This window comes from Paenibacillus dauci, from assembly GCF_000971985.1.
Lineage (GTDB): Bacteria > Bacillota > Bacilli > Paenibacillales > Paenibacillaceae > Saccharibacillus > Saccharibacillus dauci.
In genome coordinates this window covers 352,131-368,641 of record NZ_LAQQ01000001.1, presented here as the reverse complement: position 1 = coordinate 368,641, position 16,511 = coordinate 352,131, and the positions used below count along the sequence as shown (strand labels likewise).

15 protein-coding genes are annotated in these 16,511 nt (G+C 48.3%); all 15 read left to right on the top strand.

The features are described from left to right. A complete protein-coding gene (locus WH46_RS09025; RefSeq protein WP_046226476.1) occupies positions 1–3,675 on the top strand; it encodes a nitrate reductase subunit alpha in 3,675 nt (1,224 codons plus the stop codon). Further along, positions 3,665–5,242, top strand: coding sequence for a nitrate reductase subunit beta (gene narH, locus WH46_RS09020; protein ID WP_017812320.1), 1,578 nt, complete (start codon positions 3,665–3,667; stop codon positions 5,240–5,242). Before WH46_RS09025 ends, narH begins: the two co-directional genes overlap by 11 nt. Continuing rightward, positions 5,235–5,810 carry a nitrate reductase molybdenum cofactor assembly chaperone gene (gene narJ, locus WH46_RS09015; RefSeq protein WP_017812319.1) on the top strand — a complete coding sequence of 192 codons (576 nt, stop codon included), beginning with the start codon at positions 5,235–5,237 and terminating at the stop codon, positions 5,808–5,810. The genes narH and narJ overlap by 8 nt, the downstream gene beginning before the upstream one ends. Next, a complete protein-coding gene (narI, locus tag WH46_RS09010) occupies positions 5,797–6,483 on the top strand; it encodes a respiratory nitrate reductase subunit gamma (RefSeq protein WP_017812318.1) in 687 nt (228 codons plus the stop codon). Before narJ ends, narI begins: the two co-directional genes overlap by 14 nt. A gap of 48 nt (positions 6,484–6,531) precedes the next feature. Next, positions 6,532–6,990, top strand: coding sequence for a GAF domain-containing protein (locus WH46_RS09005; RefSeq protein WP_046226475.1), 459 nt, complete (start codon positions 6,532–6,534; stop codon positions 6,988–6,990). After that, positions 6,987–8,057, top strand: a complete 1,071-nt coding sequence (locus WH46_RS09000; RefSeq protein ID WP_407944405.1) for a sensor histidine kinase — start codon at positions 6,987–6,989, stop codon at positions 8,055–8,057. The genes WH46_RS09005 and WH46_RS09000 overlap by 4 nt, the downstream gene beginning before the upstream one ends. Positions 8,058–8,070: 13 nt before the next feature. Then, a complete protein-coding gene (locus WH46_RS08995; protein ID WP_017812315.1) occupies positions 8,071–8,718 on the top strand; it encodes a response regulator in 648 nt (215 codons plus the stop codon). Between the two features lie 225 nt (positions 8,719–8,943). Continuing rightward, complete coding sequence (locus WH46_RS08990) at positions 8,944–9,597, top strand: ArsR/SmtB family transcription factor (protein ID WP_046226474.1); 654 nt, start codon at positions 8,944–8,946, stop codon at positions 9,595–9,597. Positions 9,598–9,844: 247 nt separating this feature from the next. After that, entirely contained in the window at positions 9,845–10,759 is a 915-nt protein-coding gene (locus WH46_RS08985) for a phosphotransferase (protein ID WP_046226473.1), read from the top strand. 320 nt (positions 10,760–11,079) lie between these two features. Continuing rightward, entirely contained in the window at positions 11,080–12,015 is a 936-nt protein-coding gene (trxB, locus tag WH46_RS08980) for a thioredoxin-disulfide reductase (RefSeq protein ID WP_046226472.1), read from the top strand. After that, positions 12,015–12,383, top strand: a complete 369-nt coding sequence (locus tag WH46_RS08975) for a rhodanese-like domain-containing protein (RefSeq protein ID WP_082208352.1) — start codon at positions 12,015–12,017, stop codon at positions 12,381–12,383. Before trxB ends, WH46_RS08975 begins: the two co-directional genes overlap by 1 nt. A gap of 57 nt (positions 12,384–12,440) precedes the next feature. Further along, positions 12,441–12,782, top strand: coding sequence for a thioredoxin family protein (locus WH46_RS08970; RefSeq protein ID WP_046226470.1), 342 nt, complete (start codon positions 12,441–12,443; stop codon positions 12,780–12,782). A 331-nt stretch (positions 12,783–13,113) separates the two neighbouring features. Beyond that, on the top strand, positions 13,114–14,616 hold the full coding sequence (locus tag WH46_RS08965; RefSeq protein ID WP_046226469.1) for a nitrate/nitrite transporter: 1,503 nt from the start codon (positions 13,114–13,116) through the stop codon (positions 14,614–14,616). Positions 14,617–14,736: 120 nt separating this feature from the next. Next, positions 14,737–15,753: a GTP 3',8-cyclase MoaA gene (moaA, locus tag WH46_RS08960; protein WP_046226468.1), complete on the top strand. Its 1,017-nt coding sequence runs from the start codon at positions 14,737–14,739 to the stop codon at positions 15,751–15,753. A 23-nt stretch (positions 15,754–15,776) separates the two neighbouring features. Continuing rightward, the gene (locus WH46_RS08955) at positions 15,777–16,487 is read left to right on the top strand and encodes a YwiC-like family protein (RefSeq protein WP_052714172.1); all 711 of its coding nucleotides are present in this window, start codon (positions 15,777–15,779) and stop codon (positions 16,485–16,487) included. Positions 16,488–16,511 lie beyond the last annotated feature (24 nt).

The window sequence follows — 16,511 nt, the reverse complement described above, 5'->3', positions numbered from 1 at the left end:
ATGAAACGTAAATATAAGCTGAATTTTTTCAAGCCGATTGAGAGCTACTCGAATAACTGGTCCGTTCTGGAAGAGAAAAACCGCGAGTGGGAAAATATGTACCGGCAGCGCTGGTCTCATGATAAAGTCGTGCGAACAACACACGGCGTCAACTGTACCGGCTCCTGCAGCTGGAAAGTATTTGTGAAAAATGGAATTATCACCTGGGAAAATCAGCAGATCGATTATCCATCCTGTGGTGCGGATATGCCGGAATTTGAACCTCGCGGATGTCCGCGTGGCGCTACATTTTCCTGGTATGAATACAGTCCGCTGCGTATCAAATATCCTTATATGCGCGGCAAGCTGGTTCGTCTCTGGCAGGCCGCCCTGGCAGAGCACACCAATCCGGTTGATGCCTGGGCAAGTATTGTAGAAGATCCCGCCAAAGCCGACATTTACAAAAAAGCGCGCGGTAAAGGCGGTCATGTACGTGTTAGCTGGGAAGATGCGATGTATCTGATCTCTGCACAGCTGATTTATACGATCCGTAAATATGGACCGGATCGTATCGCTGGCTTTACACCGATTCCGGCTATGTCGATGATCAGTTACGCGTCGGGAGCGCGGTTTATCTCGCTGCTGGGCGGACAAATGCTCAGCTTCTATGACTGGTATGCGGATCTGCCGCCAGCTTCTCCGCAAATCTGGGGTGAACAGACAGATGTACCGGAATCTTCGGACTGGTACAATGCCGGCTATCTGATGATGTGGGGGTCGAACGTACCGCTGACCCGTACACCGGATGCCCACTTTATGACCGAAGTTCGTTATAAAGGAACCAAAGTCGTCTCGGTCGCACCCGACCTGGCGGAGAACGTGAAGTTTGCCGATAACTGGCTGGCTCCTCATCCGGGAACGGATGCTGCACTCGCACAGGCCATGACGCATGTCATTCTGGATGAATTTTACCAGCAGCGTCAGGAACCGATGTTCATGAACTATGCCAAGCAGTATACCGATATGCCGTTCATGATCCTGTTGGACCCTCATGAAGACTCTCTCAAAGGAGGCCGTTTCCTGCGTGCCAGTGATCTGGGCAATATTTCCGAGCACGCTGACTGGAAGCCGGTGATTTATGACCAGACCGCTGGCGAACTGATCGTACCGAACGGAACGATGGGACAGCGCTGGGAAAAGGATGCCAAATGGAATCTGATTCTGGAACGTGAAGATGGAACGGTCATTGAACCTGCTCTCAGTGTAGAAGGACCGGATGCCGAGTGGCTCGAAGTGGTATTCCCTTACTTTGATAATAGTGGGAACGGAATTTTTAAACGCGTGATTCCGGCACAGAAAATTACACTGGCTGATGGAACAGAGCGCTATATTGCCACCGTCTATGATCTGATGATGAGTCAGTATGGTGTAGCTCGCACAGACAGTGAATACAATGCACGTGGCTACGATGATGCGAGCTCGTATTATACACCAGCCTGGCAGGAGAAAATTACAAGTGTCAAAGCGTCGGTTGTTGTACAGATCGCCCGTGAATTCGCCCAGAATTCAATTGATACTGGTGGTCGTTCGATGATCATCATGGGCGCCGGCATCAATCACTGGTTTAACAGTGATACGATTTACCGGGCTATTCTGAATCTGGTTGTACTGACTGCTTCACAGGGTGTGAACGGCGGCGGCTGGGCGCATTATGTCGGTCAGGAGAAATGTCGTCCGATCGAAGGATGGTCCACGGTTGCTTTTGCCAAAGACTGGCAGGGTCCGGCACGTCTGCAGAATGCGACGTCGTTCTTCTACTTTGCCACCGATCAGTGGAAGTATGAAGAGAGCGGTGTAGATTCACTCAAATCACCGGTAGGTGGAGAAGTCAATTATCAGCATCCAGCGGATTATAATGTACTCGCTGCACGTCTGGGCTGGCTCCCATCCTATCCGCAGTTTAACAAAAACAGCCTGCTGTTCGCGGAAGAGGCGGCACAGGAAGGTCTGAAGACCAATGAAGAAATTATCAAGCGTTCGGTGGAGCAGATTACTTCACGTCAGACACGTTTTGCTGTAGAAGATCCGGATGCACCGGAGAACTTCCCGCGTTCGCTGTTTATCTGGCGTTCCAATCTGATCTCCAGTTCTGCCAAAGGCCAGGAGTACTTTATGAAGCATCTGCTCGGCGCATCCGATGATCTGCTGGCTACACCTAATGAAGAAGACAAGCCGGAAGAGATCGTATGGCGTGAAGATGTACAGGGCAAGCTAGATCTGATGGTAGCACTGGACTTCCGGATGACGACTACACCGCTCTATGCGGATATCGTACTGCCAGCAGCGACCTGGTACGAGAAGACCGATTTGTCTTCCACTGATATGCACCCGTTTGTGCATCCGTTCAATCCGGCGGTTAATCCACTATGGGAATCCAGATCCGACTGGGACATTTATCGCGGACTGGCAGAGACATTCTCCGATATGGCCAAAACACATTTGCCAGGGGTATACAAAGATCTGGTAACAGCACCGCTCGGTCATGATTCCATGGGAGAAATTTCACAACCAATGGGAATGGTCAAAGACTGGGCCAAAGGCGAAGTAGCTGCCCAGCCAGGCAAGACAATGCCAAGCTTCAGTATTGTAGAACGTGATTACACCAAGATTCATGATAAATACGTATCACTCGGACCGAATCTGGCGATCGGCAAGACCGGAGCACATGGAGTCAGCTTCTCGGTAGCCGAGGAATATGAAGAATTGAAGCGTCTAAACGGTGTCTACTATGATGAGACCGTCAAGGACGGACTGCCTAAGCTACAGACCGCCCGGCAGGTAGCAGATACCATATTGCATCTGTCCTCTGCTACTAATGGACGCGTCTCCCAGAAAGCCTACGCTCAAGCCGAACTGGATTCAGGTGTAGAGCTGCGAGACATCTCCGCCGACCGGGCTGCCGAGAAGATTACGTTCCAGAGCATTACCGCCCAGCCGCGTGAAGTTATTCCGACACCGGTATTCAGCGGTTCGAACAAGCAAGGACGCCGGTATTCACCATTTACAACCAATATTGAACGTCTGGTGCCTTTCCGTACACTGACCGGACGTCAGCATTTCTATATCGATCATGAGATTTTCCAGCAGTTTGGCGAAGCCATGCCGGTCTACAAGCCGACCCTTCCGCCGATGGTATTCGGTCCTCGCGACAAGGAAGTTCGTGGTGGACAGGATGCACTGGTACTGCGCTATCTGACACCGCATGGTAAATGGAATATTCACTCCACCTACCAGGATAACCAGCATATGCTGACTCTGTTCCGCGGTGGTCCAACGGTATGGATAAACAATGAAGATGCAGCTGCCCATGATCTGAACGATAACGACTGGCTGGAAGTATATAACCGTAATGGTGTCGTAACCGCACGCGCTGTAGTCAGTCACCGGATGCCGCGTGGCACCATGTTCATGTATCATGCGCAGGACAAGCATATTAACGTACCGGGATCGGAAATTACGGATACGCGCGGCGGCAGTCATAACGCACCGACACGCATTCATATGAAACCGACACAGATGGTCGGAGGTTATGCACAGCTCAGTTACGGATTTAACTACTACGGCCCGATCGGTAATCAGCGCGATGTGTACGTAGCTGTCCGCAAAATGAAGGAGGTTAACTGGCTTGAAGATTAAAGCGCAAGTCGCCATGGTAATGAACCTGGATAAATGTATCGGCTGCCACACGTGCAGCGTGACCTGTAAAACAACCTGGACCAACCGCAAAGGTGCAGAATATATGTGGTTCAACAATGTAGAGACCAAGCCGGGTATCGGTTATCCGAAGCGTTGGGAAGATCAGGAGATCTATCGCGGTGGTTGGCAGCTGCGCAAGGGCAAGCTGGAACTCAAGTCCGGCAGCAAGCTGTCCAAAGTCGCACTCGGTAAAATCTTTTATAATCCGGATATGCCCGAGATGCGCGATTATTATGAGCCATGGACATATAACTACGAGAATCTCACCAATGCCAAGGATCAAAAACATTCACCGGTTGCCCGTCCGCATTCGGCAGTTACCGGCGAAAAAATGGATTTGAACTGGGGTCCCAACTGGGAAGATGATCTGGCCGGAGCGCATATTACCGGCCCGCTCGATCCCAATATCGAGAAGATTGAAGAAGAGATCAAGTTCAACTTTGAAAAGTCATTCATGGTCTATCTGCCACGTCTGTGCGAACACTGTCTGAATCCGAGCTGCGTCGCGTCCTGTCCATCAGGAGCGATGTACAAACGGGATGAAGACGGAATTGTACTGGTTGATCAGGAAGCCTGCCGCGGCTGGCGTTACTGCATGACCGGCTGCCCTTACAAAAAAGTATACTTCAACTGGCAGACCAACAAAGCCGAGAAATGCACGTTCTGCTTCCCACGTGTAGAAGCCGGACTGCCAACGGTCTGCTCGGAGACCTGTACCGGCCGTATTCGTTATCTGGGTGTACTGCTGTATGATGCGGATCGTGTCAGCGAAGCAGCTTCCCTGGAAAATGAACAGGATCTGTACAAAGCCCAGTGTGATCTGTTCCTCGATCCGAACGACCCGGCTATTATTGCCCAGGCTCGCAAGGATGGTATTACCGAAGACTGGATCGAAGCAGCGAAAAACTCACCGGTATACAAACTGGCGATTGAATACAAACTGGCATTCCCGCTGCATCCGGAATACCGCACAATGCCAATGGTCTGGTATGTACCACCACTGAGCCCGATCATGAACTATTTTGAAGGCAAAGACTCCATCGAGAATCCGGATATGATTTTCCCGGCGATCGAAGAGATGCGTACACCTATCCAGTATCTGGCGAATATGCTGACAGCAGGAGACACCGTTACAGTAAAAGAATCCCTGCAGCGTATGGCGATGATGCGTGCTTACATGCGTGCCAAGTCTACCAATCAGGAATTCGATGAGAGCCGTCTGGAGCGGGTCGGATTGACTGTACGTCAGATCGAGCAGATGTATCGTTTGCTGGCGATTGCCAAGTATGAAGACCGTTTCGTTATCCCGACTTCGCACAAAGAAGGCCATATGGACCCTTACCGTGCACAGGGTCTAGCCGGTTACAGCGATATGATGGGCAATACCAGCATGGGCAGCGGCTGTAATGGCTGCAGCGCGATTGATTCCATGAGTACGAATCAGGTCGACAAAGATGGTCGTCCGGTTCATGACGAGAACTTCTACGGGGGGATCTGGCGTGATTGATCTGATGCAGTTATATACGTATAAACCTTCTTTTCACTTTTTTGCCCGTCAGCTGATGTATCCGGAGAAGCTGGATTTTCATCCGGATCTGCTGGCCGAGTCTTTTGAAGAAAACCATCCGGGGCGCGAACATGCGCACCGGTACTGGGAGCTCATGCATAATCTGAGCATGGAGCAGATTCAGGAGATGTACACAGAGACTTTTGATTTTCAAAAAGATTGTGCACTGTACATGACCTATTTCAAATTCGAAGAAGCCAAGGAGCGCGGTCAGATGCTGGCCAAGCTCAAAATTCTGTATGAGATGTTCGGTCTGGAAATGCCCGAGGGCGAGCTGCCGGACTTCCTGCCCCTGATGTGCGAATTCCTGTATGCGGCAGAGTGGAAGCATGATCCGCGTGCCGGAGAGAATTTCAAAATGCTGCTGGCCATTCTGGAAGATGGAACATACCATCTGGTTCGGGCGCTGGAGAAGCTGAACAGTCCATATTACCATCTGGTCAAAGGACTGCGTGAGACATTGAAAGCTTGTGTGAGACAGGAGGCACCAGCTCATGAACATGAGTGAGCAGTTTTTGTGGGTAATATTCCCTTATATGTGTATCGTCGTTTTTATTGTAGGACATATATTCCGTTACCGGACCGATCAGTTCAGCTGGACAGCCAAATCCAGTGAATTTATTGAGAAAAAGCAACTTATGCTCGGCAGTCTGCTGTTCCATCTGGGTGTAATCCCGGTTATTCTCGGACATGTGGCAGGTCTGGGAATTCCCAAGACCTGGATGAACTCACTTGGAGTAAGCGAGCATCTGTATCATATGGGCGCAGTGTATGGCGGCGGATTCTTCGGCGTAGTGACGCTGGCAGGGATGTTCCTGCTGACTGCGCGGCGCTTCACGATTCGCAGTGTGCGTCGTCTGAGTACAGCATCTGATCTGATCGTCAACGTGCTGCTACTGTTTATCGTCTTTATGGGTCTGTATGCGACACTGTTTACCAACTTTGCCCGTCCGGAGTTTGATTACCGGGAGACGATCTCGATCTGGTTCCGCGGACTGTTTATGCTGAGTCCGGATCCGGCGCTGATGCGGGATGTACCTGTTTCTTTTAAAATCCACGCCTTGACCGGTTTTGCGATTTTTGCATTCTGGCCATTTACCCGTCTGGTGCATGTGTGGAGTGTTCCATTGAATTATGTAGGCAGAAGTTATATCCTGTATAGAAGACATAAATCGAGCTGAGGAGAGAGGGCGCTGCCTTCTTTCCCTGTTCCATGAGGAGACCATACGATGAATAACAAGGTGGATTATCAGCTGGAGCTGGATCAGATCCGAGCGATCTGTGGGTATGATTTGATGGCGCTCGCGCTCGTGGAACCAGCCGAATACCACTACGTAATCAAGTGGAAATATGCTTCCGGCAATCTGAATGAACGGTTCAGAGGCATTGTGCTTCAGAGCGGGCGCGGGGTAGCCGGTATGGTATTTAAAACAGGCAAGCCCTTTATGTTCTCGTCGGTTCATGCTGATGTCCCGCAGGATGCATTGTTCAATTATCCGATTATCCGAACAGAGCAACTGACGAGTATTGGGGCAGTGCCGGTCTGGAATGATACGAGAGTAGCGGGTGTGCTGCTGGGCGGATTCCGTGATGAACAGCGTGTCACGCGCCAGAGCGTACAGCAATTGCTGGAATTGACGCGTCGTGGTATTGGCGAGCTGAACGGAAAGGAGTTTCTGCTGAATTGAATCAATCAGGAGATACAGAACAGTTGGATACATTGATGCAAAAGCTGTATAACAACAGTATGGAAGCCATGTTTTTCTTTAATCGTCAGGGCAAGGTGCTGGCCATGAATCCGGCAGCCGAACAGATCGTGAATGAAGATGTACTGCAGCAGCTCTATCAGGGTAAAGCCCAGGCGATCTGCGGCGTCTGCCGTGGATATATGAGCGATACAGAGCTGCGTACGTGTCTGGCATGCTATTTTACCAGTCCGGAATCCGAAGAGTTCTCTTCTTTTCAGGTATATCTGGATACCAAGGACAAAGGGATGGTCCCTTACGCGGCTACATACCATACGATTGACCGGGAGAATGGTGTATATGTGTTCATGCTGCGGGATCTGACCCGTCAATTCAAGACGCAGGAAAAGTTCTATCAGAACAAAATGATGAAGCATGTGATCGAAGCACAGGAGAATGAACGCAAACGCATATCCAGAGAACTGCATGATAGTGTAGCTCAGGAACTGATGAGTGCCGTGATAGATTTGCGCGTGCTCAAGTACATGACAGCAGACGAAGAACTGCTCAAAAAAATGAAACAAACCGAGGCTTCCATGACAAGGCTGCTCGATGATATACGTAATCTGGCGGTTGAGCTGCGCCCGGCTGCACTGGATGATTTTGGACTGGAAGCGGCTTTCCGCTCCCATTTCAAAAAGATTAATGAAAGTTACGGATTCACCATTGTATTCGATTCCGGTCTGGAGCAGCGGCGTTACAGTAATGAACTGGAGACTGTCATCTACCGGATCGGTCAGGAAGCGATTCTGAATGCACTCAAATATGCACAGGTCGATATGATTCATGTCTCTTTGCAGGACAATGATAATCTGCTGCAGCTGATTGTCGAAGACGACGGGGCAGGATTCAATCCAGGTGATGCACCCACAGGAACCGGTCTGGGTCTCTACGGGATGCAGGAACGCGCCGAACTGGTCGGCGGACATGTGAATATATTTTCTGCGGCAGGCAGGGGAACACGGATTGTCGTGGAGATTCCCGTACAGCCCCAGCCGCAGGAGCAGTGAGGAGATAGAATAGATGAAAATTGTAATCGCGGATGATCATGCGATTGTCCGGAGCGGATTTGCGATGATACTGAATTTTCAGCCGGATATGGAAGTGGTCGGCACGGCAGCAGACGGGATCGAGGCGTACACCATGGTCGCCAAGCATCAGCCCGATATTCTCCTGATGGATCTCAGTATGCCCCCGGGAGAGAGCGGACTGATTGCTACCGGCAAGATCAAGGACGATTACCCCGATACCCGTATATTGATCCTGACCATGCATGATGACGAAGAATATCTGTTCCATGTACTGCGTAACGGAGCATCCGGTTATGTACTCAAAAATGCGCCGGATGAAGAGCTACTGCTCGCGATTCGTACGATTCACGAGGGAGGCACCTACATTCATCCCAAGCTGGCTACTTCACTTGTACGCGAGTTTGTCAAAAATGACACCAGTGCAGGCAGCGAGGATGTCTATGAACTGCTTTCCCGCCGGGAACTGGAGATTCTGCCGCTGATCGCCAAAGGATACGGCAATAAGGAAATCGCCGAAAAGTTGTTTATTTCCGTTAAAACAGTAGAAGCGCACAAAGCCAAGATAATGGAAAAGCTGAATCTCAAAAGCCGTCCTGAGTTGGTAGAGTATGCACTAAAGAAAAAAATATTGGATTTCTAAATACATTATTTTGCGGATACGAGGTATTTGCAAGAGATGCAGTAGAGAACTATTCATAGTAGAGACAGGCTGTTTCCCAAGGGAGACGGCTTGTTTGGTTTATCATGATTTGGTTTATCATGATTTGGTCTATCATGTTTTGTGAAAGAGAGCATTCTATTGAATTTCACATTTAAATATTATAGAATTCAATTAAGTCATTGAATATAAAGGGTGAGTACTACTATGGATAACAAGCAAATTGCTGATCATTATAAAGAACAATTATTTCTCCAATATGCACGTATCGGAAAATGTCTATCCAGCGAGAGACGGCTGGAGATCCTGAATCTGCTGTCCAATGGTCCCAAAGCAGTCGAAGCGCTGGCTCATCAATCCGGTATGAGCGTCGCCAATGTATCGCGACATCTACAGATTCTACTGGATGCGAATCTTGTACGCTTTACCAAAAAAGGAACTTATGTAATCTATTGCCTGGCAAACCTGCAGGTAGCGGAATTTTTGCAATCGTTATGGAAAGTGTCCGAGAATCAGCTTCCGGACGTGCCACGCATCAAGCAGGATATCCTAAACAATTACCAGACTGTCCAGACGATCTCCAAAGAAGAGGTACTGCAGCGGATGAACAACGGCAACTTCCTCGTGCTGGATGTTCGTCCAAAAGACGAGTATGAAGCCGATCATGTGGAAGGTTCTATTTCTGTACCTATGGAGGAGCTTGATGAATACCTGGAGACGGTACCTGAAAATACAGAAATGGCAACGTACTGTCGCGGGCCTTACTGTGTATTCACGACGCAGGCGGTCGAGAAAATCCAGCAAAAAGGCTTTAAGGCATATCGTATTGACGAAGGTATAGTAGAGTGGCGGCTCGGCTAAACGATATAATCTCTTAAAAGAACACAAATAGATTTGTGTTCTTTTTTTATTGTTTGACTATGTTAAACTTTGTTGTGGATAGTTGATAATTATCAACTAACCTCCTATATTTACTGGCGACATAAGATTCTGTTCGCTTTGAAGCAGATTCCAACTGAAGCATTTCAAGATATAGTATGAAGTTATACATAACTCCAAAGGAATATAAGTATCTACATAACTCAAGGGACGAGGAGGCAGACAATTCATGTCAGGAACGAATGTATGGGATGCGGAGTGGGAGATTAGCGAAGAGCAGGCGCGGACGCTGATCGGTAGACAATTCCCACAGCTGTCATCGAAACGAGTGAAGCGATTAGGCTGGGGCTGGGACAATACGGTTTTTCTCATCGGTGACGAGTATGTATTCCGATTCCCAAGAAGAACGATTGCGGTTGGCTCGATTCGTATAGAAGGAAAGCTGCTGCCGAAGCTGGAAACCTATATCACCATCCCCTATCCGAAACCGTTATTTTATGGCGACGCAAGTGATGAATACCCGGCACCATTTCTTGGATATGCCCACGTGTCAGGAGATTTCCCAATCGGGTTGACGGAAGAATGCCGGGCTTTATCGGCAGAGACGCTGGCGAAATTTTTGCGAAGATTACACGAGTTTCCGGTGCAGGAAGCGGTGAAGTGCGGAGTTCAGCAAGATCATCGCAACTTAACGGATATAGCAGCGCGCAAAGTAAAATTGGAGAGCTTTCTCTCGAAGGTAGCTGAACATTTGTCACTGGAGGAGTCCAGTGTGATCGAAGCGTATATAAGCAGGCTGCAAAAAGACCATGTCGAATCAGTGAATGTACTGCTGCATGGCGATCTTCATTTCAAAAATATGCTTATAAATGAGAAAGGGATCATTTCCGGCATCATTGATTGGGGTGATTTGAGTATAGGACATCCGGCTTGCGACTTGAGCGTTGCTTATAGCTTTTTACCACCTTATGCTCGCGGTGTATTTTTTGAAACGTACGGAGGAGCGGACGAGGAGACGAGAATGCTGGCGCGGCTAATCGCAGTATACATCCCCATGCTGATCTTAATGCAAGCTGTCGATGACGGGAATGAAGCAATTGCGTCAGAAGCGAAATCCAATATCATGCGGGCACTGTCGGATTAGGCTCCTTATTTCGTTGCGGCTATAGAGCAGCGTGGCTATCGGTACTATTTTGTCATCTAAAGAAGGCGCTAACGTACAATCCTTCTTTTCTAATGTTGCTTTGTGTTGAGGAAGATGTTTGGGATTACGCTTTTGAAAGGTTTATGCGTTTTACCAGTTGAGTTTTGCAGCAGATAAAATACCGCACTTAAATCAAATATATAAAATGATTTCCGGCGTATCTTGAAAAGGGTTGACGGGAATCATTTTCGGATCTATAATTCAATTATTCAATTGAATATAAAAAGAAGCGTGAAATATGATCTAAAGGAGTGGATCTTATGTATAAATCAATCATTGTAGGTACCGGGCCTGCCGGTCTGACCGCTGCAATCTATCTGGCGCGCGCCAATATGAATCCGCTGGTTATTGAGGGACCCGAACCTGGTGGTCAGCTGACTACTACAACAGAAATCGAGAATTATCCCGGTTTTCCCGAAGGTATACTGGGGCCCGAATTGATGGATAATATGCGCAAACAGGCAGAGCGCTTTGGAGCCGAATTTTATACGGGATGGGTAAACAAAGTGGATCTGTCCAAACGTCCATTTACACTACAGGTAGAAGGCAAAGGGGAACTGGTAACAGAGACACTGATTATTTCCACTGGAGCAAGTGCCAAGTATCTGGGAATTCCGAATGAACAGGAAAATATCGGGCGCGGTGTAAGCACATGTGCTACCTGTGACGGTTTCTTTTTCCGTAACAAAGAGATAATAGTGGTTGGTGGAGGAGATACGGCGTTGGAAGAGGCACAGTTTCTGACACGCTTTGCTTCCAAAGTAACTATTGTGCATCGGCGCAATGAACTGCGTGCATCCAAAATCATGCAGGATCGTGCTCGTACCAACACCAAGATCGAGTGGGCGCTCAACCGTACTCCGCTGGAAGTAACTGCTGATGACAAGGGTGTTACCGGCCTGTTGGTCCGCAATGAAAATACTGGCGAAGAAGAGAATCTGACTGCACATGGCGTCTTCGTAGCAATCGGCCACCGGCCTAATACCGGATTCCTGGAAAGCCAATTAACAATGGATGCCCAAGGTTATATCATGACAACACCCGGAACGACAGAAACCAATATTCCCGGCGTATTTGCCTGCGGTGATGTTCAGGATATTCATTATCGTCAGGCAATTACTGCAGCCGGTAGTGGGGCAATGGCTGCTATGGATAGTGAGAAATTCGTAGAATCTCTGGTAAGCGTAGGAGTGTAATGATGTATATTCTGAGCATAATACTGCTGTTGGCAGCTGCTATATGGCTGCGGCAGCGCTGGTCGCCGGTAGATTCCCTGACCTGTCCCAAAGTCACGCTTGCAGAGCATCTGAGCTGGCTGCCTTCAACAGTGAAGCTGCTGGATATACGGGATGTAACCGACTTTGATCAGGGACATATTCCAGGTTCGATCAATATTTCGCTGGGACGACTGCCATTTGTATGGCAAAAGGAGTTATCTCCCGACGATGAAATAGTTATTCTCGCCGATAGCTGTCTAAAAAGTAAAAAAGCAGCCCGGATTTTATATCGCAAACACTTTAAAAAGCTGCATACTGTCCGAACACCAATTTTCAAGCAATTATAATAGCAGCAGTGCTGTTATACTTCCAAACCTATTCAACAATCCAAAGGAGTGTTTTATATGAAAAAAATCGTATCCAAAGCAGAATTTGATACCGCGATTCAATCTTCCGACCTGACTGTTGCTGTATTCAAGGCAGACTGGTGCAGTGATTGTAAATTTATTGATCCATTTATGCCTGAAGTAGAAGCTCAATTCGCACAGGATGTGAATCTGGTAGAAGTTGATGTAGATCAGATGGGCACAGTAAGTGAAGAACATAATATTATGGGTATTCCCAGCTTTGTAGCCTTCTCCGGTGGCCGTGAAGTTAGTCGATATGTAAATAAATTGCGCAAATCCCGGAGTGATATTGAACAGTTCCTGCAGCAGGCTGTCGATCTGGAGAACGCAAACCACTAAGAAATAACTATCCAGTCGGATAAAAAAGCTATTGCCCGATAAAGTGTCTACCATAATCAGGAAATGTATATGCAAAAATTAGAAAAAGCCTCCCGACGAGCAGCATCGTTGAGGAGGCTTTTTGGGTTGTAAATATGGGGAATGCAGGATATAACACAGACTATAGCTGTTTGAAACCCTGCCTGATCCTGCACTTAGGGATTCCCTTATCATGTACAGGGGACTCCCCTATATCCTGTCTGTAATCGCAGACCCTACAATAAAGAAGTATAAAGAACGGCCATATGGCTTCTATCAAATTGTAGCGAAACACAAGTGAAAGGTGAGTTGGATGATCAAAAAATTACAGCTATCCTTACAAACAATGAATCTGGTGCTCGGATTTATGGTATGGGTAATCATTTCGTCCCTGATGCCCTTTATCCGGGAAGATATCAACATTCCGGCCGGAAGTCTGGCAATGGTCACAGCAGTACCCGTTGTACTGGGTTCGATCCTGCGGATCCCACTCGGCTACTACGCAAATATCGTAGGTGCGCGGATTATCTTCATGGTCAGCTTTATCCTGTTGTTGTTCCCGGTATTCTATATCAGCCGCGCAGATTCCATGGCGGATCTGATTATCGGCGGACTGTTCCTGGGCATCGGTGGTGCTGTCTTCTCGGTAGGGGTTACATCACTGCCCAAGTATTATCCCAAAGAAAAACATGGACTGGTTAACGGGATCTATGGCATGGGCAATATCGGTACAGCGATTACGACGTTCTCTGCTCCGGTCGTGGCTACCCAGATCGGTTGGCAATCCACTGTACAACTGTATATGATCCTGCTGGCTGCTTTTATCGTGCTGAACTTCTTCCTCGGTGATCGCCGTGAAGTCAAAGTGAAAACGCCGATTATCGAGCAGATCAAAGGTGTATACAAAAATGAAAAGCTCTGGTTTTTCTCGTTGTTCTACTTTATTACGTTCGGTTCATTCGTAGCATTTACCGTCTATCTGCCCAACTTCCTGGTTGCGAACTTTGATCTCTCCAAAGTCGACGCAGGTATACGTACTGCCGGGTTTATCGCACTGGCAACGTTCCTTCGTCCGGTTGGCGGTTGGTTGGCTGACCGTTTTCAGCCTTTGTTCCTGCTGGTAGGTACATTCGCTATGTATACGATTGCTGCAATTGTACTGGCATTCTCTCCATCAATCGGATTGTATACGATCGGCAGTCTGGCGATTGCTGTCAGTGCAGGTATTGGTAACGGCGTTATCTTCAAGCTGGTACCGTTTTATTTCAACAAACAGGCAGGTATTGCCAATGGTATTGTCTCTATGATGGGTGGTCTGGGTGGATTCTTCCCGCCACTGATGCTATCGGCTATTCATGGTATCACCGGACAATATTCGATCGGATTCATGTTGCTGTCCCAGGTGGCACTGGCGAGTCTGATTATCGTGGTCTGGATGTATTATCAGGACAAACTTGCTCTCGTATCCGAAGTATTCGATTCTACAGCTCAGGGAATACTGGTCACCGATCCATCCGGATATATCAAAACGGTCAATCCGGCATTCACCCGGTTAACCGGTTATGAAGCTGACGAGGTTCTTGGACAACGACCAAGCATCCTCAAATCCGGCCGTCAATCCCAGGACTTTTACAGCCAGATGTGGGCTGAAATCAAGCAGTATGGAGTCTGGCAGGGAGCGATCTGGAACAAACGCAAAAATGGTGAAGAGTATGTACAATGGCTGAATATCAGTGCAGTCAAAGATGAGACGGGCGAAGATGTTCGCTATGTTGGTACCTTCAGCGAACTAAATCAGCAGCAGCTCAAGGCGTAATATAGACGTTACTGTCCATATGGACAAATAAGTTCCATTATTCACATTGACTTATTACAAGCTCTACAATCCGATATCCATGAATTATAAAATACGAACTACGAAAAGAGGGAGAGCCCTGTGAATATCCGCCAGCTGACTGATACACTGAGTCGTCCGGTACGTGATTTGCGTCTGTCGGTAACCGACCGCTGTAATTTCCGGTGTGCTTATTGCATGCCAAGAGAATTGTTCGGAGACGACTATGCATTCATGCCGCGCGCCGAACTGCTGACTTTTGAAGAAATGAGTCGGCTGGTAAGACTATTCACGGGCCTGGGCGTGCAGAAGGTACGTCTGACTGGCGGAGAGCCGCTGCTTCGCAAAAATCTGGATGAGCTGGTCAGAGAAATAGGTACGATTCCCGGCGTACAGGATATGGGACTGACGACCAATGGACTGCTGCTCGGACAGCACGCGGAAGCCCTTTATCAGGCAGGTCTGCGGCGGCTGAATATTAGTCTGGATGCACTGACCCCGTCTATATTCGGTCAGCTTAACGGAAGAGGTGTACAGCCGCAGCATATCCTGAAGCAGATTGATTATGCCCAATCTCTGGGATTCCGGATCAAAATCAATATGGTCGTACAAAAGGGAATTAACGACGAAGAAATCCTGCCAATGGCTGAATATTTCCGTGATAAGGGAATTACGCTGCGATTTATCGAGTTCATGGATGCCGGAAGCGGTAATGGTTGGAGCTACGACAAAGTAGTGACCCAGGCAGAGATTCTCCAGCAACTGCAGAGTCGTTATGAGCTGGTGCCTGCCGAACATAATATCTACGGCGAAGTTGCCAGCTATTACAGGTACCGTGGTACTCGTACAGAAGTGGGTTTTATTACATCGGTCTCGCGTTCATTCTGCTCTTCATGCACAAGAGCGCGTTTGTCATCCGATGGCAAACTGTATACCTGTCTGTTTGCTTCCAGCGGCTATGATCTGCGTCAGCTGGTACGCGGCGGAGCAACGGATGAAGAATTGCAGGATGTCATCGCCGATATCTGGGAACACCGGACAGATCGTTACTCTGATCTGCGAACCGCGCATACGGCAGCTTCCTGCCGCAGAATCGGCATGTCCTATATTGGAGGTTAATAAATAAACAGGAGGCTCAAAAGATGAACCGGTACATTCCCAATCAGCATGGGGCATGGGCTATGCTCGTACTGCCTTTTTTGCTTGGTCTCAGCATCTCGGGAGGACGCTGGGTCCATCTGCCGCTGTTCCTCTGCTGGCTGGTCATGTATCTGTTCAGCTATCCGGTACTGCAGTGGATCAAGACAGGACGCAAAGACAGATATTTGCGTCCCGCAGCACTATATGGAGTATTATTGGTTCCGCTGGTTGCCGTCGTTATTGCCCAGCAGCCTCAAATGCTGATGTACGGTGCACTGCTGCTGATCTTTTTTGCCGTGCCTGCCTATTATGCCAAACGCCGTAATGAGCGTGCATTGTTCAATGATATTGTAGCGATTGTGCTGTTCAGTTCTTTCATTTATCCGGTTGTCTATATGAGTGGCACACCGGACTGGATAGCGGCAAGTAAGCTGTTTTTGCTATCGGTTTTGTATTTTACAGGTACCGCTTTATATGTAAAGACCATGATTCGCGAGAAAAAGAACCGGCGTTATTATTACATTTCCTGTCTGTATCATCTACTGCTAGTCGTGCTGGCAGCTGGCTGGAATGTATGGTTATGCATTCCTTTTGCCGTGCTGCTGATCCGAGCTGTATGGCTGCCCAAGCAGAAACTGCGTACCATGCAGGTAGGGATTGCCGAGATCGGATTTGCAGTCATGATGTATGTGTCGGTTGTATGGATCATTTAATCGTATTTGCAGAAAGGAAGGATT